This window comes from Jiella soli (assembly GCF_020615385.1).
Lineage (GTDB): Bacteria > Pseudomonadota > Alphaproteobacteria > Rhizobiales > Rhizobiaceae > VKMB-3413.
The window spans coordinates 498,133-515,977 of the sequence record NZ_JAJAVB010000025.1 but is presented as its reverse complement, the minus strand read 5'-3'; the positions used below and the strand labels follow the sequence as shown (position 1 = coordinate 515,977).

The 17,845-nt window shown below is 67.2% G+C and carries 18 protein-coding genes; 10 read left to right on the top strand and 8 right to left on the bottom strand.

Annotated elements, in window-relative coordinates; translation table 11 throughout:
- The 10 genes from LH400_RS16820 to LH400_RS16775 all read left to right on the top strand — a co-directional run bounded on the left by LH400_RS16820 (position 1) and on the right by LH400_RS16775 (position 10,189).
- Positions 1 to 1,020, top strand: coding sequence for a chlorophyllide a reductase iron protein subunit X (locus LH400_RS16820; protein WP_229154029.1), 1,020 nt, complete (start codon positions 1 to 3; stop codon positions 1,018 to 1,020).
- 10 nt (positions 1,021 to 1,030) lie between these two features.
- The gene (gene bchY, locus LH400_RS16815) at positions 1,031 to 2,602 is read left to right on the top strand and encodes a chlorophyllide a reductase subunit Y (protein ID WP_229154027.1); all 1,572 of its coding nucleotides are present in this window, start codon (positions 1,031 to 1,033) and stop codon (positions 2,600 to 2,602) included.
- On the top strand, positions 2,602 to 4,053 hold the full coding sequence (gene bchZ, locus LH400_RS16810; protein ID WP_229154025.1) for a chlorophyllide a reductase subunit Z: 1,452 nt from the start codon (positions 2,602 to 2,604) through the stop codon (positions 4,051 to 4,053). The genes bchY and bchZ overlap by 1 nt, the downstream gene beginning before the upstream one ends.
- 79 nt (positions 4,054 to 4,132) lie before the next feature.
- Positions 4,133 to 4,360 (top strand): hypothetical protein, encoded by a 228-nt coding sequence (locus tag LH400_RS16805; RefSeq protein ID WP_229154023.1) that lies wholly within the window; start codon positions 4,133 to 4,135, stop codon positions 4,358 to 4,360.
- 91 nt (positions 4,361 to 4,451) lie between these two features.
- The gene (pufB, locus tag LH400_RS16800; RefSeq protein WP_229154021.1) at positions 4,452 to 4,679 is read left to right on the top strand and encodes a light-harvesting antenna LH1, beta subunit; all 228 of its coding nucleotides are present in this window, start codon (positions 4,452 to 4,454) and stop codon (positions 4,677 to 4,679) included.
- 10 nt (positions 4,680 to 4,689) lie between these two features.
- Entirely contained in the window at positions 4,690 to 4,878 is a 189-nt protein-coding gene (pufA, locus tag LH400_RS16795) for a light-harvesting antenna LH1, alpha subunit (protein ID WP_229154020.1), read from the top strand.
- Positions 4,879 to 4,962: 84 nt separating this feature from the next.
- Complete coding sequence (pufL, locus tag LH400_RS16790; RefSeq protein ID WP_229154017.1) at positions 4,963 to 5,802, top strand: photosynthetic reaction center subunit L; 840 nt, start codon at positions 4,963 to 4,965, stop codon at positions 5,800 to 5,802.
- Between the two features lie 13 nt (positions 5,803 to 5,815).
- Positions 5,816 to 6,796, top strand: coding sequence for a photosynthetic reaction center subunit M (pufM, locus tag LH400_RS16785; protein WP_229154015.1), 981 nt, complete (start codon positions 5,816 to 5,818; stop codon positions 6,794 to 6,796).
- Positions 6,793 to 8,490 carry a photosynthetic reaction center cytochrome PufC gene (gene pufC / locus LH400_RS16780; protein WP_229154013.1) on the top strand — a complete coding sequence of 566 codons (1,698 nt, stop codon included), beginning with the start codon at positions 6,793 to 6,795 and terminating at the stop codon, positions 8,488 to 8,490. Before pufM ends, pufC begins: the two co-directional genes overlap by 4 nt.
- A gap of 322 nt (positions 8,491 to 8,812) precedes the next feature.
- Positions 8,813 to 10,189 (top strand): TrkH family potassium uptake protein, encoded by a 1,377-nt coding sequence (locus LH400_RS16775; protein WP_229154428.1) that lies wholly within the window; start codon positions 8,813 to 8,815, stop codon positions 10,187 to 10,189.
- Between the two features lie 27 nt (positions 10,190 to 10,216).
- On the opposite strand, the gene puhE is transcribed toward LH400_RS16775, so the two are convergent.
- From puhE to bchM, 8 genes are all read right to left on the bottom strand, one after another.
- The gene (gene puhE, locus LH400_RS16770) at positions 10,217 to 12,130 is read right to left on the bottom strand and encodes a putative photosynthetic complex assembly protein PuhE (RefSeq protein ID WP_229154011.1); all 1,914 of its coding nucleotides are present in this window, start codon (positions 12,128 to 12,130) and stop codon (positions 10,217 to 10,219) included.
- A 189-nt stretch (positions 12,131 to 12,319) separates the two neighbouring features.
- Positions 12,320 to 13,411: a magnesium-protoporphyrin IX monomethyl ester (oxidative) cyclase gene (acsF, locus tag LH400_RS16765; RefSeq protein ID WP_229154009.1), complete on the bottom strand. Its 1,092-nt coding sequence runs from the start codon at positions 13,409 to 13,411 to the stop codon at positions 12,320 to 12,322.
- On the bottom strand, positions 13,408 to 13,710 hold the full coding sequence (locus tag LH400_RS16760; RefSeq protein ID WP_229154007.1) for a hypothetical protein: 303 nt from the start codon (positions 13,708 to 13,710) through the stop codon (positions 13,408 to 13,410). The genes acsF and LH400_RS16760 overlap by 4 nt, the downstream gene beginning before the upstream one ends.
- A complete protein-coding gene (gene puhC, locus LH400_RS16755; protein WP_229154005.1) occupies positions 13,707 to 14,207 on the bottom strand; it encodes a photosynthetic complex assembly protein PuhC in 501 nt (166 codons plus the stop codon). The genes LH400_RS16760 and puhC overlap by 4 nt, the downstream gene beginning before the upstream one ends.
- 28 nt (positions 14,208 to 14,235) lie before the next feature.
- Positions 14,236 to 14,901, bottom strand: coding sequence for a photosynthetic complex putative assembly protein PuhB (gene puhB, locus LH400_RS16750; protein WP_229154003.1), 666 nt, complete (start codon positions 14,899 to 14,901; stop codon positions 14,236 to 14,238).
- Positions 14,898 to 15,683, bottom strand: coding sequence for a photosynthetic reaction center subunit H (gene puhA, locus LH400_RS16745; protein WP_229154001.1), 786 nt, complete (start codon positions 15,681 to 15,683; stop codon positions 14,898 to 14,900). Before puhA ends, puhB begins: the two co-directional genes overlap by 4 nt.
- A 24-nt stretch (positions 15,684 to 15,707) precedes the next feature.
- Positions 15,708 to 17,141 carry a BCD family MFS transporter gene (locus LH400_RS16740; protein WP_229153999.1) on the bottom strand — a complete coding sequence of 478 codons (1,434 nt, stop codon included), beginning with the start codon at positions 17,139 to 17,141 and terminating at the stop codon, positions 15,708 to 15,710.
- Complete coding sequence (gene bchM, locus LH400_RS16735; RefSeq protein WP_229153997.1) at positions 17,138 to 17,842, bottom strand: magnesium protoporphyrin IX methyltransferase; 705 nt, start codon at positions 17,840 to 17,842, stop codon at positions 17,138 to 17,140. The genes LH400_RS16740 and bchM overlap by 4 nt, the downstream gene beginning before the upstream one ends.
- Positions 17,843 to 17,845 lie beyond the last annotated feature (3 nt).

Below are 17,845 nucleotides of genomic sequence, written 5' to 3'. Positions count from 1 at the left end.
ATGACCGCTCTGAAGAAGACGCGCGACGCGACGGGCTCCACTGCCGAGATGGTCGCGCTTCTGCGCGAGGAGGCGACCCGCGAGCCCGATGCGGTGTCGACCGCCCCGGTCACCAAGGAAACCCAGATCATCGCGATCTACGGCAAGGGCGGCATCGGCAAGTCGTTCACGCTGGCCAACCTCTCCTACATGATGGCGAGCCAGGGCAAGCGCGTCCTCCTGATCGGCTGCGACCCGAAGTCCGACACCACCTCGCTGCTCTTCGGCGGCAAGGCCTGCCCGACCATCATCCAGACGTCCTCGGCCAAGAAGGCCGCCGGCGAGGAAGTCGACATCTCCGACGTCTGCTTCAAGCGCGACGGCGTCTTCGCCATGGAGCTCGGCGGGCCGGAAGTCGGCCGCGGCTGCGGCGGGCGCGGCATCATCCACGGCTTCGAGCTCCTCGAAAAGCTCGGCTTCCACGAATGGGGCTTCGACTACGTCCTGCTCGACTTCCTGGGCGACGTCGTCTGCGGCGGCTTCGGCCTGCCGATCGCCCGCGACATGTGCCAGAAGGTCATCGTAGTCGGGTCCAACGATCTCCAATCGCTCTACGTCGCCAACAATGTCTGCTCGGCGGTGGAATATTTCCGCAAGCTCGGCGGCAATGTCGGCGTCGCCGGCATGGTGGTGAACAAGGACGACGGCACCGGCGAGGCCGCGGCCTTCGCGAAGTCCGTCGGCATCCCGATCCTCTCGGCGATCCCGGCAGACGAGGACATCCGCAAGAAGAGCGCGAACTACCAGATCGTCGGCCAGCCCGGCGGGCGCTGGGCGCCCCTGTTCGAGGAACTGGCGCTGAACGTCGCCGAGGCCCCGCCGCGCCATCCGACCCCGCTCACCCAGGACGGCCTGCTCGGCCTGTTCTCCAGCGAGGAGACCGGCCGCGACTACACCCTGCTTCCTGCGAGCCAGGAGGACATGCGCGGCAAGCCGGTCGCCAAGCGTGCGTCCCTCGAAGTCGTCTACGACAACGCGTGAGGACGGCCTGATGGATTTCTCCGACACCGACCTCAGACGCGACGACGGCAGCGGCAGCGCCCCGGCCGCCACGCCGGCCACGCCGGCCACGCCGCAGGATGGCGACGCGTCGTGTCATGCCGGCAAGGCCGAGATGCGCGCGGCGGCCGAAAAGGCCGGCGCCAGCGAAACGCTCGGCCGCTATGCCAAGGACTACCCCGTCGGCCCGCACGACCAGCCGCAATCGATGTGCCCGGCCTTCGGGTCGCTGCGGGTCGGCCTGAGGATGCGGCGCACGGCGACGGTTCTGTCGGGCTCGGCCTGCTGCGTCTACGGCCTGACCTTCACCTCGCATTTCTATGGCGCCCGCCGCACCGTCGGCTACGTCCCGTTCAATTCCGAGACGCTGGTCACGGGCAAGCTGTTCGAGGACATCCGCGAGGCGGTCCACGATCTCGCCGACCCGAAGCTCTACGACGCCATCGTCGTCACCAATCTCTGCGTGCCGACGGCCTCCGGCGTCCCGCTTCGCCTCCTTCCCAAGGCGATCGACGGCGTCCGCATCATCGGCATCGACGTTCCCGGTTTCGGCGTGCCGACCCATGCCGAGGCGAAGGACATCCTCGCCGGCGCAATGCTCGCCTATGCCCGCGGCGAAGCCGAAGAGGGGCCGGTCGCCGCGCCGCGCCAACCGCGCACGGACAGGCCGTCGGTGGCGCTTCTCGGCGAGATGTTCCCCGCCGATCCGATGGTCATCGGCCGGCTGCTTGAGCCGATGGGCCTCGCCGCCGGACCGGTCGTGCCGACCCGCGAATGGCGCGAACTCTATGCCGCGCTCGACTGCACGGTCGCCGCCGCGATCCACCCCTTCTACACGGCCTCGATCCGCGAGTTCGAGGCGGCCGGTCGGCCGGTCGTCGGCTCCGCCCCGGTCGGCGTCGATGGCACGGCGGACTGGCTCAAGGCGGTCGGCGACGCGGCAGACGTTCCGGCGGCGACGATCGCGGCCACCCAGAATGCCATCCTGCCGGGGGTCCGTGGCGCGCTGGCCGGCTCCCCGATCAAAGGGCGGATCACGCTGTCGGGCTATGAGGGCTCGGAGCTTCTGGTGGCCCGTCTTCTCGTCGAAAGCGGCGCGGATCTTCGCTATGTCGGCACCGCCTGCCCGCGCACGAAGTGGTCGGATCCCGACCGCGAATGGCTCGCCGCGCGCGGGGTTCAGGTGAAGTTCCGGGCCTCGTTGGAAGACGATCTCGCCGCCTTCGAGGAGTTCAAACCCGATCTCGCGATCGGCACGACACCGGTCGTCCAGAAGGCCAAGCAGTCCGGCACGCCGGCGCTCTACTTCACCAATCTGATCTCGGCGCGTCCGCTGATGGGACCCGCCGGCGCCGGCTCGCTGGCCGAGGTCGTCAACGGGGCGATCTCCTCCAAGCCGCGCTTCGACGAAATGCTGGCCTTCTTCGACGGCGTCGGCACGGGTCACACCAGCGGCATCTGGGAGGACGTTCCGCCCGCCCCGAAGAAGCCGAAGCTGCGCGCCGACGTCGCGATCAACGGCAAGAAGGCGTCCACCTACGACGCCGGGATGGGGGACGTCTGATGCTCGTCCTCGATCACGATCGCGCCGGCGGCTACTGGGGCGCCGTCTACGTCTTCACCGCGGTGAAGGGCCTTCAGGTCGTCGTCGACGGTCCGGTCGGCTGCGAGAACCTGCCGGTCACCTCGGTCCTCCACTACACCGACGCGCTCCCGCCGCACGAACTGCCGATCGTCGTCACCGGCCTGTCCGAGGACAATCTCGGCCAGACCGGCACCGAGGGCGCGATGAAGCGGGCGCATGCGACGCTCGATCCGAGCGAGCCGTCGGTGGTCGTCACCGGCTCGATCGCCGAGATGATCGGCGGCGGCGTGACGCCGGAGGGCACCAATCTCAAGCGCTTCCTGCCGCGCACCATCGACGAGGACCAGTGGCAGTGCGCCGACCGCGCGCTGAAATGGCTCCTGACCGAGTTCGGCCCGAAGAAGGGCAAGATCCCCGCCCCGCGCGAACGCAAGGACGGCGAGAAGCCGAGGGTCAACATCATCGGCCCGGCCTATGGCATGTTCAACATGCCGTCGGACCTCCATGAGATCCGCCGGCTGATCGAGGGCATCGGCGCCGAGGTCAATCTCGTCTTCCCGCTGGGCAGCCACCTGCGCGACATTCCCAAGCTGGTGACCGCCGACGCCAATGTCTGCCTCTACCGCGAATATGGCCGCCAGCTCTGCGAGGCGCTGGAGCGCCCCTATCTGCAGGCGCCGATCGGGCTCCACTCGACCACCGCCTTCCTGCGCACGCTCGGCGAGATGCTCGGGCTCGATCCCGAGCCCTTCATCACCCGCGAGAAGCACACCACGATCAAGCCGCTCTGGGATCTCTGGCGCTCGGTCACGCAGGACTTCTTCGGCACGGCGAGCTTCGCCATCGTCGCCAACGAGACCTATGAGCGCGGCGTCCGCCACTTCCTCGAGGACGAGATGGGCCTGCCCTGCCGCTTCGCCGTGCCGCGGCTCGCCGGCAAGAAGACGCTGAACGACGAAGTCCGGCGGATGGTGAAGGAGACGCCGCCGCTCGTCCTCTTCGGCAGCTACAACGAGCGCATGTACCTGGCCGAGGCCGGCGGGCGCGGGACCTTCATTCCCGCCTCCTTCCCGGGCGCGGCGATCCGGCGCCACACCGGCACGCCCTTCATGGGCTATTCCGGCGCCACCTATCTCGTCCAGGAAGTCTGCAACGCGCTGTTCGACACGCTCTTCCACATCCTGCCGCTCGGCACGGACATGGATGCCGTCGATCCGACCCCGGCCCGCCGGCATGCCGAACTCCCCTGGTCCGCGGAAGCGACGACCGCGCTGGAAGCCGCGATCGCGCGCGAACCCGTTCTCGTACGCATCTCCGCCGCGCGGCGGATGCGGGACGCGGCGGAAACGGCCGCCCGGGGCGCTCGCGCCGCATCGGTCGAACCCCACCACCTTTCTGCGGCCCGCCTGGCCGAAAAGGCGCCGGCATGACCCGCCTCGCCTCGCTCCGCCCTCGCGCCGCGCGGCGGCGCGGTGAATTTTCCCATCAGCGTCCGAAGGAGACCATCCGATGAGCCTCGTCCATCATGAAGGCAGCGCTCTGTTCCGCTCCGAGCGTCAGGAATACCGGATCATCTACGCGCTCTCCTTCCCGCTGTTCCTGGCCGTGGCGCTGATCTCGCGCTTCGTTCCGGCGCGCTTGCGGCCGATCGCCGTCGAGCCCGGCAGCTATTTCGCGGTCTTCAGCGACGCCCGAGCGGCGGCGCATTCGGTCCTCCCCTACGCCTTCATGCGATAGCGCTCGGGAATTTAAGGCTTCGACAGCGGCGGACCCGGCGCATCGGCATCGGGCCTCCAAACGAAGGCAGTAGAACCAAGGAGAAAGGAACATGGCAGAAACCACCGTAACCGGCCGAGAAGCAGGAACGCTATCCGGCCTGACGGAGCGGGAGGCGCAGGAGTTCAACGGACTCTTCGTCACCTCCTTCGCCGTCTTCACCGGCATCGCCGTCGTTGCTCACATTCTCGTCTGGATCTGGCGGCCCTGGCTGCAGACGCCCGACGTGAACGTGTCGAGCCTCGAGGTGCTGCATCCCCTCCTCACCATGCTGAGCTAGGAGCGAACCCATGTGGAGAACCTGGCTGCTTTTCGATCCGCGGCGGGCCCTGATCGGGCTGTTCACCTTCCTTCTGGTGCTGGCGCTGCTGATCCACTTCATCCTCCTGTCGACCGCGCGCTTCAACTGGCTGGCCAATCCGGTGCCGCCGGCCGCCGTGCAGACGGGCCAGCTCGAGACTGGCGTCCTCTTGTCCTGAGGACGTCGCCTTAAGCACCGGGGCGGCGGCGCCAACGTCTTCGCCGCCCCGCATTCTCTTCAACCCACGTGGAAGGGTCGCGCCATGGCGATGCTGTCGTTCGAGCGAAAATACAGGGTCCGCGGCGGTACGCTGGTTGGTGGCGACCTCTTCGACTTCTGGGTCGGACCCTTCTATGTCGGTTTCTTCGGCGTCACCGCGATCTTCTTCGCGGCGCTGGGAGCCCTGCTGGTCTTCTACGACATCAGCCAGGGCAACGAGACCAACATCTTCGCCTTCTCGGTCAACCCGCCCTCGATCAAATACGGGCTCGGCCTCGCCCCGCTCAACGAAGGCGGGCTCTGGCAGATCATCACCTGCTGCGCGGTCGGAGCCTTCATCTCCTGGGCGCTGCGCGAGATCGAGATCTGCCGCAAGCTCGGCATCGGCTGGCACGTGCCGATCGCCTATTCCTTCGCGATTCTGGCCTATGTCTCGCTCGTCGTGATCCGCCCGCTTCTGCTCGGTGCCTGGGGACACGGATTTCCCTACGGCATTATGAGCCATCTCGACTGGGTGTCGAACGTCGGCTACCAGTTCCTGCACTTCCACTATAATCCGGCGCACATGCTGGCGGTGACCTTCTTCTTCACCACCACGATGTTTCTCGGCCTGCATGCCGGCGTGATCCTCGGCGCGGTCAATCCCGGCAAGGACGAGGTGGTCAAGTATGGCGAGCACGAGAACGCCTATTTCCGCGACTTCATCTGCTACTCCATCGGACCCTACGGCATCCACCGGCTCGGCCTGTTCTTCGCGCTGAACGCCGGCTTCTGGAGCGCGGTCTGCATCATCATTTCCGGTCCCTTCTGGGACGGCGGCTGGCCCTACTTCTTCGACTTCTACCTGAAGACGCCCGCGGCCATCGGCAACATCTCGTACTGAGGGGGACGGGGAGATGGGCTCCTATTCCAGCATCTACAACCGCATCCAGATCCGCGGTCCGTTCGATCCGGGTGTTCCGCTCCGCGACAGCGAGCCGCGCATCCAGGCCAAGAGCTTCTCCTACTGGCTGGGCAAGATCGGCGACCCGCAGCTGGGCCCCCTCTATCTCGGCTGGTCGGGCGCGGCCTCGCTCGCCTTCGGCTTCATCGCCATCGAGATCATCGGACTCAACATGTGGGCCTCGGTCGATTGGGACCCCTATGCCTTCGTGCGAAACATCGTCTTCCTCTCGCTCGACCCGCCGCCGGCGAAATACGGGCTGAATCCGCTCGTCCCGCTCGGCGACGGCGGCTGGTGGATCCTCGCCGGCTTCTTCCTGACGACGTCGATCCTCCTGTGGTGGGTCAGAAGCTATACCAGGGCCCGCGCGCTCGGCATGGGCACGCACACCTCCTGGGCCTTCGCCTCGGCGATCTTCCTCTATCTCTCGCTCGGCCTGTTCCGGCCGATCCTGATGGGATCGTGGTCCGAGGCCGTGCCCTTCGGCATCATCACCCATCTGAACTGGACGGCGTCGGTCTCGGTGCTCTACGGCAACTGGTACTACAACCCGTTCCACATGCTCTCGATCGTCTTCCTCTATGGCTCGACCATGCTGTTCGCCATGCATGGCGCGACGATTCTCGCCGTCTCCCGCTTCGGCGGCGAGCGTGAAGCGGAAGAGATCGTCGACCGCGGCACGGCCGCCGAGCGCGGCGCCCTCTTCTGGCGCTGGACCATGGGCTTCAACGCCACCTTCGAATCGATCCATCGCTGGGCCTGGTGGTTCGCGGTGCTGACCACGTTCACGGGCGCCATCGGCGTGCTCCTGACCGGCACCGTCGTCGACAACTGGTACCTTTGGGGCGTCAAGCACGGCATCGCGCCGAGCTACCCCTCCGTCTATCCGTCCTTCCCGATTCCCGATGAAGCCGTGCGGAGTGTGGTTCAATGAGACCGGCCAGGCTGAGATCCGCCCCCATCGTCGTCGGTATCCTGGCTTTCGCAGCGGTTTGCGTCGGCGTCACGGTTCCGCCCTGGGTGCTACCGCCGATCGAGTCGATCGAAACCGGCCCGGCGGCGATCGAAATGGTCCAGTTCAAGGATCCGGATCGGGTGCTGCCATACTCGGCCAAGCCCAAACCGCTCGATCCTGCCGACAACGAAGGCAGCCCGAAGGCGACGGAGGTCTATCAGAACGTCCAGGTGCTGACCGACCTCACCGACGCCGAATTCACCCGGCTGATGCTGGCGATGACGGAGTGGGTGTCGCCGAAGCAGGGCTGCGAATACTGCCACGATCTGACATCCGAGCAGGGCTTTGCCGATGACAGCCTCTACACCAAGAAGGTGGCGCGGCGGATGCTGGAGATGGTCCGCTACATCAACAGCAAATGGCCCGAGCACGTCGCCCCGTCCGGCGTCACCTGCTACACCTGCCACCGTGGCCAGAACGTGCCGCCCTGGACCTGGTACCGGCAGGAAAGGCCATCCGGCGACCAGTTCCTCGGCAAGCCGCGCCCGTGGCATATCGAGGCGAAGACCATCCGCCAGTTCTTCCCGGACGTGCCCTACAACGAGTTCCTTCTCGAAGAGCACAAGAGTGCGCAGATCCAGTCGACCGACCCGCTGGTGAGCCGCTTCGGCAAGGCCGAGGTCGCCAAGGAGCAGGACGCGGAAGACCTCTACCTGTTCATGATGCAGATGGCGCAGTCCATGGGCGTCAACTGCACCTACTGCCACAATTCGCGGGCCTTCCGGGACTGGTCGCAGTCCACCCCCTACCGCTGGATCGCCTATTGGGGCATCCGCATGTCCCGCGATCTCAACTCGAACTACATTGAGCCGCTGGCCTCCGTCTTCCCGGCCAGCCGCAAGGGCCCGCAGGGCGACCCCGCCAAGATCGCCTGCGGCACCTGCCACGAGGGCAACAACAAGCCGCTCGGAGGCTACCGTCTGCTCGACCACTACCTCGTCGGCCTCACCGAGGACGGCAAGGCGCCTGATCCGGCTCCCAAGCAGGCGATCCTGCTCGGCCAGGCCATCCCCGTCGCGGTCACCGGACCCGACCAGGACGCCGCCCAGCCGGCGCCCACCCCGGCGGCCGTGTCGGAGGAAGCGATCGGCGAATCCGTCGCTCCGGCCGGATCGAGTGAAGGCGGCCAGACCGGCGGTGGCGCGGACACCGGCGCCGTCACCACGCCGGAAGCCGGCGGCCAGGCCGGTCAGGGCGGCGCCGACTACAAGTCGCAGACGCAGCCGGGCCAACCGGTCGGCGACGAGACGCTCGGCGGTACCGTGACACCCGTCCCGCAGGACCAGAACACGGCCCCCGGCTCGACCGAGCCGACCGGGACCGATGCGCCGATGAACTCCACGCCGGACCAGATGGCGCCCGGAAGCCCAATGCTCCCCTCCGGCCAGGAGGGGACCAACAACGCCCCCGGCACCGGCCAGCCGCCGAGCAACCCGCTGCCGGCCGACGAGACACCCGGCAAGAAGTCGCCCGAAGAGCAGGAGACGTCACCGACCCCTCCGCCGTCGCAGACACCGGGCCAAAGCGGTGAGACGGCGCCCGCCGAGTCGGCGAACGGGGTGGCCGCGCCGAACAAGGGACCGGCCCAGGGCACGACGACGCGCTTCGACTGACGGCATTGCGCTCGGGAAGATAGACGGGCGGGCGTCGCATGACGGCCGCCCGTTTCCCTGCGCAGCAAGACGTGAGGTTCGCGATCGAGCGCCCGACCGCCACTCGGCACTGCGCCGACGGCCGGCAACGGCCCTCAGATCCTTCGTCTTGCCGCGTCTGCCGCTCCTCTTGCAGCGCATGGCACGCTATGCTGCCGTCTGAAGCGGAGGGCGGAGGCGAAGGCTCAGAGGGAGCCGAGGAACGGCGGACGGGGACCACCATCATGTGCCATTGGACCTCACCGCTGAGGCGCGGGCGGCCGAAACTCAGGTCTTGCGCGTCATGATCCGGCTGGTGAAGAAGCTGCGAGGCCTTCGCTTTCTCCTGCCCTGGCGCACGCAGACGGCGCAGGTGCCGCGCCGCTCCGGCAGGTCGGCGCGCCTGCTCCTGGCGGGCTACGTCCTCTACATGACCGTCGCCTGGATCCTGCTGTCGCTGCCGTTTGCGCATCGCACCGCCGTCGGCGCCGTCGACGATCTCTTCACCGCGGTCTCGGCCGTGTCGACCACCGGCCTGATGACGATCGGCGTCTCGGATTCCTACACGGTGTTCGGCCAGATCGTGATCGCGCTGTCGATGCAGCTCGGCGGGATCGGCTATATGACCGTCAGTTCCTTCGCCGTGCTCGCGCTGCATCACGGCCTCGGCAAGACCCGCTCCGAGGGCGCGCGCACGGCGTTCTCCCTGCCGGACACGATCGAGCCCAAGCTCTTCATCCAGTCGGTCGTCCTGTTCACGCTCTGCTGCGAGACGGTCGGAGCGTTGGCACTGTATCCGATGTTTTCGGCCGCCGGCGTCGAGGAGCCCGGCTGGAGTGCGATCTTCCACGCGATCTCGGCCTTCTGCACGGCCGGCCTCAGTCTCAACGCTGATAGTTTCGAGGCCTTCCGCGGCGATTTCGGCGTCAACTCGGTCCTGTCGATCCTCTGCATTCTCGGCGCCCTCGGCTTCATCGTCGTCGTCGACGTGGTGCGCCGGCTGACCGGAAGCCAGAGCAAGGCGGGCTTCGCGAGCCAGGTGATCGTGCGCGTCAGCCTTGCGCTTCTCGCCGTCGGAACGCTGTTCCTTTTCGCCACCGATCCAGGTCTCGCCACCCTGCAGCCGGCCGAACGCCTGATGGCGGCCTTCTTCCAGACCATGGCCGCGACATCGACGAGCGGGTTCGACACCTTTCCCGCGAGCGGCCTGTCGCGCGCCACGATGACGGTGCTGATCTTCCTGATGGTGGTGGGCGCCGCACCGGCCAGCACCGGCGGCGGCATCAAGGTGACCTCGTTCACCGCGCTCGTGGCCCTCGTCCGCTCGGTGCAGAGGGCACGCGGGCGCGTGCGCTTCTTCGGCCAGGAGATGCCGGTCGCCCAGTTGCAGATCGCGACCGCGACCCTGACCAGCTATCTCGCGGTCCTGGGGGCGGGGCTGGTTCTTCTCTTCCTCGTCCAGCCGGGAGCGGATTTCGAGCCTGTGGTGTTCGAGGCGGTGTCTGCGCTGAGCACGGTCGGCCTGAGCCTCGGTCTCACCCCCGAGCTGACGACGCACAGCAAGCTGATCGTCATCGTGCTGATGGCGGCGGGCCGCGTCGGCGCCCTCACCTTTGCGCTTGCGACAAGCTTCCCCAGCAGGGAAGCCGTCGAGGACGACGACAACGCGCTGGCGCTGTGAGGGCGGGATCCCGCCCCGCCGCCGGCCCTACTCGGCGGGAAGAATGTTGGCGGCGGGCGCCATGAGATCGGCACCGCGAACGCCAGGTTCGCGCATGCCCTCGCCCTTTTCGATCACCGAAAAGGCCAGGTCGAGGAAGGCAAGATCGAGATCGCCGCCGATCGCCAGCGCACGCGGGCGCTCGGCAGCCTGCGGGACATGGGCGGCGACCGAGGCGCGGCCGCCGGCGACGTCGAAGCGCAGCCAGCCGTCCTTCGTCTTCGCGATTCCCTTCATCCGGTCGACGTCGCCGGCCTCGCCCGCCACGACACGATCGAGGATCGCCCGCAGCTCGTCGCCGGAGACGATCCGGTCGAGAGGCCGGCTCCAGGACTGGAGACCGAGGCCGGGTTCCGGGTGACGATGGGAATGACCATGCCCGTGGCCGTGGCCGTGGTCATGATCTTGACCGTGGTCATGGCCGTGATCCTCGTGATGATCCCCGTGCCCCGCATGGGCATGCGTCTCTTCGTGGCGATGCGCGGGCCGGATCTTGGCCGGCGCGGCGAAATCGTCCGTCTCGTCCTCCGCCTCGCTCCATCTTGCCAGCGCCGTCGCGGGGTCGATCACGCCGTCGACGGCCCCGTAGCGCGCGGTCATGATCGTGGCCGAGGGATTCAGCGACGTCAGCGTCTCACGGATCGTCTCGATCTCTCCGCGCGTGACGAGGTCGGTCTTGTTGAGGATGAAGACCGGGGCGAGCCTGGCCTGCATCCGGAAATAGTCCGGCAGGCGGGCGAAGTCCTTGAGGAACGCGCCGGCGTCGACGACGGTGTAGAGCCTCAGCGCCTTGGTAAGGCTCCGGATCTCCGGCTCGTGCAGGACGCGGAGCAGCGAGGCGACGTCGGCGACGCCGGAGGGCTCGATCAGGACGCGCTGCGGCTTCATCTTGGCGACGACCTCGCGCAGCTGCGCCGACAGGTCCTTGCGCAGCGAGCAGCAGATGCAGCCATTGGATAGCTCGACCACGTCGGCGCCCTGCCCTTCGAGCAGCGAGCCGTCGATGCCGAGTTCGCCGAAATCGTTGACGAGGACGACGGTCTTCACCTCCGGATCGGCCTCGGCCAGCATCCGGCGCAGCGTCGTCGTCTTGCCGGCCCCGAGGAAACCGACGACGATCTCCGCCTCGAAGGGCTGGCGGTCCTCCCTCGACTTCAGCGCCGGCGACCAGATCGCGCCGGCCGGCATCGGCAGGACCAGCATCCAGTGCTCGAGTATGGCGAGCGCCATCAGGACGGCGAGGAAGGTGTAGCCGGCGCGCTCGAACATCGAGGCGTCGGCCGACATCGCGGCCACGACCAGGAGCGCGGTGATCACCGTCGAGATCGTCACCGAGAACGGGAAGAGGAGGTTCATCGACTTCTTGTTCAGGAAGCCCTTCAGGAATTCCAGATGCTCGGGCAGGAACTCCTCGTTGAGATTCCGGACGCCGAAGAAGACGTTGAGCTTGGCGCTCTGATGCATCCACCACAGCACCATGAAGGTCCACATGCCGATCTGGTTCGGCGCCCCCCAGGTCAGCCAGACGACGACGGCGGCCGCCGCGATGATGGCGAGCTCATGGTAGAGGCTGGTCTGGACGGCATGGCCGAAATGCTTCAGCCCCTTGCAGTCTTCCGGACAGGGCTGCTTTCTCGGGCCGGTGACATAGCCCATGTAGAAGCTCATCTCCTGCCAGCCCCAGGCGAGGAGGCCGAAGGTGAAGGCGAGATAGGCCCCGGTCACCGAGGCGTCGCGGGCCGAGGTGTAGAGGCCGATCAGCGCGATCGCGAAGATCACCGTCGCCCCGATCATCGAGTATTTGAACGTCCAGCGCTTCAGGCCGTCGAGATAGATGATGGCGACGGTCGAGACCCACCACACGAAGAGGGCGAAGAGCGCCGGATAGAGATATTCGGTCATGGCCGTTTTCCTATGGTGGGCATGGCATGCGGCATCGGGGTCAGCCTGTGACTTTCGCGCTTGATCGCGGCATCGAAAGGCTCGTCATCCCGGGCATGACCCGGGATGACGACATTCGAGGATTCCGCCGACCCTGGTCCTGCGACGCGAGCGATGGCCACTGGCCGGCGGAACGATGACGGTTCGTCCTCACCAGACCGGCACCAGCCTGCTCTCCTCGGGGATCTCGTTCTCGATCACCGGCAGGGTGTAGAGCCTGGCGAAGGCCAGCGCCGCGGCCGCCTTGCCGCGCCAAACCTTGAGCTTGCCGGACACACCGCCCTGGCGGGCCCCAGCGTCGATATCGCGGCTGATCTTCAGGAGACGGTCGAGCCCGGCCTTGAAGCGCGGATCGTCGAGATCGAGCATCACCGGGAAGACCTGTCTGGAGATCTTCGAGGTGATCCGGAAGACCTTGAATCCATAGTCCGACGGTTCGAGGCCCAGCGCCTTGTGGAATTCCGGCCGCGCATGGTCGCGCACATACATCGTGGCGAAGACCGCGAGCAGGAAGAAGCGGATCCAGAGCTTGTTGCGCCCTTCGAGGGTCTTCTTCTCCGCCCGCATCAGGAGGGAGAAGGCCTCGCCGTGGCGGAACTCGTCATTGCACCACTTCTCGAACCATTTGAAGATCGGATGGAAGCGCCGCTCGGGGTGCTGTTCGAGATGCCGGAAGATGGTGATGTAGCGGGCATAGCCGATCTTCTCCGACAGATAGGTCGCGTAGAAGATGAATTTCGGCTGGAAGAAGGTGTATTTCTTCGCCTTGGTCAGGAAGCCGAGATTGACGCCGATCCCGAACTCCTTCAGCGCGTCGTTGATGAAGCCGGCATGGCGCGCCTCGTCGCGGCTCATATAGGAGAACAGCTCGCAGATATCGGGGTTCGTCCCGCGCCGCTTCATCTCCTTGTAGAGGACGCAGCCGGAAAATTCCGCCGTCAGCGACGAGACGAGGAAGTCGACGAACTCCTTGCGCAGGCCCTCCGGGAGATCGTCGAGCGCGATCTTGTCCCAGTTCTCGTCGCGCTTGAAATGGCCTCTGTTGGGATCGGACTTCATCTCGGCGATCAGCGCGTCCCATTCCCGGCGCACGCCGGTGACGTCGACCTTGTCGAGCTTGTCGAAGTCGGTGGTGTAGAAGCGCGGCGTCAGCAGCGTGTCCTGCTGGGCGAGCTTGGTAGTTTCGTTCGGTTCGGCCCGTGCGTCCGAGGCGTCCGGCGCAATCCTGGCGTGCGCGTTCATAGCGTTGCCCTTTCCGAGAAGGAGAATTCGCAAAGTTCCATGAATTCGAGATCGCCGGTCAGGCGCGTCCATGTCCGCTCCAGCCAGCCGGCCCGGCGGATCGTCGCCTTGCGGCGGAAATAGGCGGTCTCGCCATAGGGGACGGCGACCGGCGCGCCATGCACCAGAACCTCGTCGCCGGGCTCGACCGTCACGCCGCCGTCGAAGCGGACATGGGCGTGCAGGCTCTCGAAGGTGTTCGACACCTCGACGGTGCAGCAGACGTCTTCGGCCCGCTTGGCAAAGAGGGAATCGATCATCGCGCATCCTCCTGTTCGATCGTCAGCAGTCCGGCGAAGGCCTTCGCCTGCCGTTCCCCGAAGGCTCTCAGTTCCACCTGTTGCGGCGTCTCCGGATCCTCGACCACCAGCCGACCGTCCTCCTTCAGCGCCACCCGGAAGGCGCCGCTTTCGGGCGCGCCCTTGCGCAGCCGGTTGCGCTGGAGATTGCGCAGGACCTCGACCGAGAAGGCTCCGCCGCCGGCGGGAATCGAGATCAGCGGCTCGCGGCTCGCCGCATCGACCACCGCGACGCTGCCGTCTGCATGTTCGACGAGCGCGATGTCGCGATGGGCGAGCGTCGCCTCCTCGGGGGTTTGCGCCAGGCCCACCCCGGTCAACCGGCCCGCACCGATCGCAACGAGCGCAGTCAGCGCCAGCGCGCCGGCGCCGAAGAGGATTGGCCGCGGGATCGGCCGCTCCGGCGTCGGATACATCTTGAAGGCGCCGCTCTTCATGGCTGCCGTCAGGTTCTTCATGGCCGCCTCCCTGTGCTGTTCCGCAGTGTCAGACTGCCGCCGTCCGGCCGGCACGAAGGCCGGCGGGAGCGACGCGCTGCTCGGCGACGGTGACCCGCCGTCCGCCTTGCGAGGCGGCGAGCGCCCCGGCGATGAGATTGGCCGCCTCGGCTGCGTTCGGCACGGCGCGCAGCATCGGCTGGGCGGAGACGAGCTTCAGAGGCCGGGCGAAGGGCCAGAGCTGGAAGTAGGACGGGCGGCCCTTCTTCGGCAGCGTCAGCGGGATGTCGCCGCTGCCGTCGGAATTGACCCTGACCGCGGCATGGTCGACGTCCTTCAGCGGAATGTTCAGCTGCGTCGGCAGCGCCACGCCGAAGCGCAGGACGAGACGACGGTCGGTGAGGGTGAAGCTCGTCGAGCGGGCCATCAGGAACGACAGGAGCATCGCCAGAAGCGTACCGGCCGCCAGCGCCGGCAGCATGGTCGAAGCGTGCGCGAAGCCTTCCGCCCAGGAGCCCGTGTCGTGATGGGTCGCTCCCACCCGCCACAGCGCCAGCGTCAGATACACCGCCACCACGTATTTGAGCCGGAAGGCAGAGAGCGCCAGTCGCCACCAATCGGGCTGCGCCTGCCAGAGGATCCGCTCGCCCTCGGGGAGTTCGCCCGCCTCGACGACGGGTTTGATGTGGTCGAATTCGTCGAGCTGTTCGGTCATGACAGGGCATCCTGAATGGGCGAGCCGTCATAGAAGGCGCCGCCGGCGAAATAGCCATTGATGCGATCTTCCTCGCGCATGGTGATCTTGTCGTCGCTCGCGAGTGCCGGAATGCGCGAGAACTGAGGCCGCGTCAGCGACGAGAAATGGACCTCGCGGCGCCCGCTCTTGATGTTGGCGAACGCCACCGGCGCCATCACGCGCCGGGCGCCGGCTTCGACATTGGTCTCGACCTCGAGATAGCGGACGAAGTATTCGTGCGAGTTGATCCAGATGTCGGCGACCGTGCCGACGACGAGGCCGTCGCGGGAGACCACCGTCATGCCGATCGGGTTCGGGTCGGTCTCCTCGATGTAGTAGTGCGGATGGTTCCGCATCGGCACCAGCTTCAGCGAACCATCGACGGTGAGGTCCGGCGTGTCCGCCTTCAGGGCGTAGGAGGCGGGGCCGATGCCATCGAGCAGCGGGTCGCCGGCCGGCATCAGAGGCGCGCCGGGGAATTCGTAGGCCGGAAAGGCATTGAGTTCGCGGTCGCGATGGGGACGCGGCACCACCGTCTGCCCGCCATGCATCAGGCGGAACACCTTGGGCGAGGGCAGCGGCGGGAAGCCGACCACCGGAACCCGGCCGCCCGAGCGGTCGGTGCGATCGCTCTCGAGCGGATAGCCTTCCCGCTTGTCCTCCTGGCGCAGGTGATAGACCAGGCCGAGAAAGAACAGGAAGAACAACATGACGAGCAGCAGCGGAATGTCGAGCTGCTCGGTAAAGCTGTATCCAGGCATGAAAGTCGCTCCCTATTCTCGATCTCAGTTGGGAAGGTCAGCGATGCCGAAGCGTCGGGCGGGCGCCGGCCGCGGCTGGATGCGTTGCGGTTTGACGAGCGGCCCGAGGACCGCGAGCGCCGCGAAGACGAGGCCGATCTCCGTCGCATAGACGACGCAATAGCCGGCCGCGGGCGTGGCGAAGGCCGGGCCAAGCCAAGCGGCATCGACCAGCACGCCGACGCCGTCGCGGATGAAACCGCCGCAGGCGACGGCGATGCCGAGCGCCATCGCCTGGACGGCGCTCCAGGCGCCGAGCGCCATGCCGCCGCGCCCTTCGGTGACGAGGCCCATCGCCGAGATCAGCATGGAGACGGCGAAGAGGCCGCTGCCGAGCCCGATCATCGCCGTGCCGAGGCAGAACACGGCGATGGAGGCGAAGGGCGACGACAGGAGCACCGCCAGGAAGCCTGGAACGCCCAGCATCAGACCGAGTGCGGCGACGACATGCGGATTGCCGCCACGCCCCAGAAGCCGGGCCGACAGGACGTAGCCGAGAAGGCTGCCGGCGGCGAACAGCGCGGTCAGCAGCGTCGTCGATCCGACGCCCATATGCAGCACGGCCCCGCCATAGGGCTCGAGAAGGACGTCCTGCATGCCGAAGGCGGCGGTTCCCACGGCGAGCACCGCGAGCAGCCGGGTGAGGCCGGGCTGCCTGCGGAAGATCGCGAAGGCCTCGCCGAAGGTCTGACGCGCTGCGCCCGAGGGGGCGATGTCGCGGCGGCGCGGCTCCTGCTTCCACATGGAGATGCCGGTGAGCGCTATCGTCACCAGCGCCGAACCCTGCAGCACCTGGATCAGCCGCAGCGTCGAGAAATCCTGGAGCAGCCGTCCGATGACGATCGCCCCGCCCACCATGCCGACGAGGAGCATGGTGTAGAGCATGGCGACGACGCGGGGACGCTTTTCCTCCGGGGCGAGGTCCGTCGCCAGGGCGAGCCCCGCCGTCTGCGTCGTGTGCAGACCGAAGCCCACCATCAGGAAGGCGAGCGTCATGCCGGCTTCGCCATAGACCATGGTCCCGGGCCGGGCCTCGGCCAGGAGAAGCAGCGAGAACGGCATCACCGCCAGGCCGCCGAACTGGATCAGCGAGCCGAACCACATGAAGGGAACGCGGCGCCAGCCGAGATAGGACCGGTGCGTGTCCGACTTGAAGCCGATCAGCGCGCGCGCCGGCGCTGCGACGAGCGGCAGCGCCATCGCGACCGCGATGACCGAGACCGGGATTCCGAGTTCCACCGCCATCACGCGGTTCAGCGTCCCGCCGAGCAGCACCAGCGTGATGCCGACCGAGATCTGGAACAGCGAGAGGCGGAACAGCCGGCCGAGCGGCAGTTCCGCGGTCGCCGCATCGGCGAAGGGAACGAAGGTCCGGGCGAGGAGATCGAAGGTGACGATCTTGCGGCCGATCGCGCTCATGAGCGGACGAACTCCATGCCGTGGGACTTGTAGAAGACGCTGGCGATGCGGCGCTCCGCTCCGACCTCCCAGCCGGCAAGGCCTGGATGCGCCTCCAGACGCTCGCGCAAGCGGCCGGTCGCCACCGGCACGATGGCCGGGGCCCGGTCGCCGCGAGGAAACAGCCGGCCGGTCCTGTGCATCATCTGGAGCATTGGCGTCTTCGGCGCGACGGTGAAGAGGATCGAGCGGGTCGTGCGGGCGGAAAGGCTCGCCAGCGCGGCCATGGCGTCGTTGGGCTCGTAATGGATGAGGGAATCCATCAGCACCACATGGTCGAAGCGACCGTGGCCGCCCGCCAGCATGTCGCCGCTCGCAAAGCGGATCGCGTCCGAAAGACCGGCGGCGGCGGCGAGTTCGCGACCATGCGCGACGAGGGTCTGCGACAGGTCGATGGCAACGACCCTGGCACCACGCTTCGCCATCGCGATCGAAAGCGCCCCGGTGCCGCAACCGGCATCGAGGACGCAAAGCCCGGTGAGGTCCTGCGGCAGGAGCGAGAGCAGGAAGTCCCGCATCGCCTCGCGGCCCGCCCGGACACTCGCCCGGATACGGCCGAGCGGCGCGTCGGAGGTGAGCCGCTTCCAGGCGTCGGAGGCCGTGCGGTCGAAATAGGTCTCGATCTCGCCGCGCCGGATCTCGTAGGGAAGGATCTCGCTCATGGC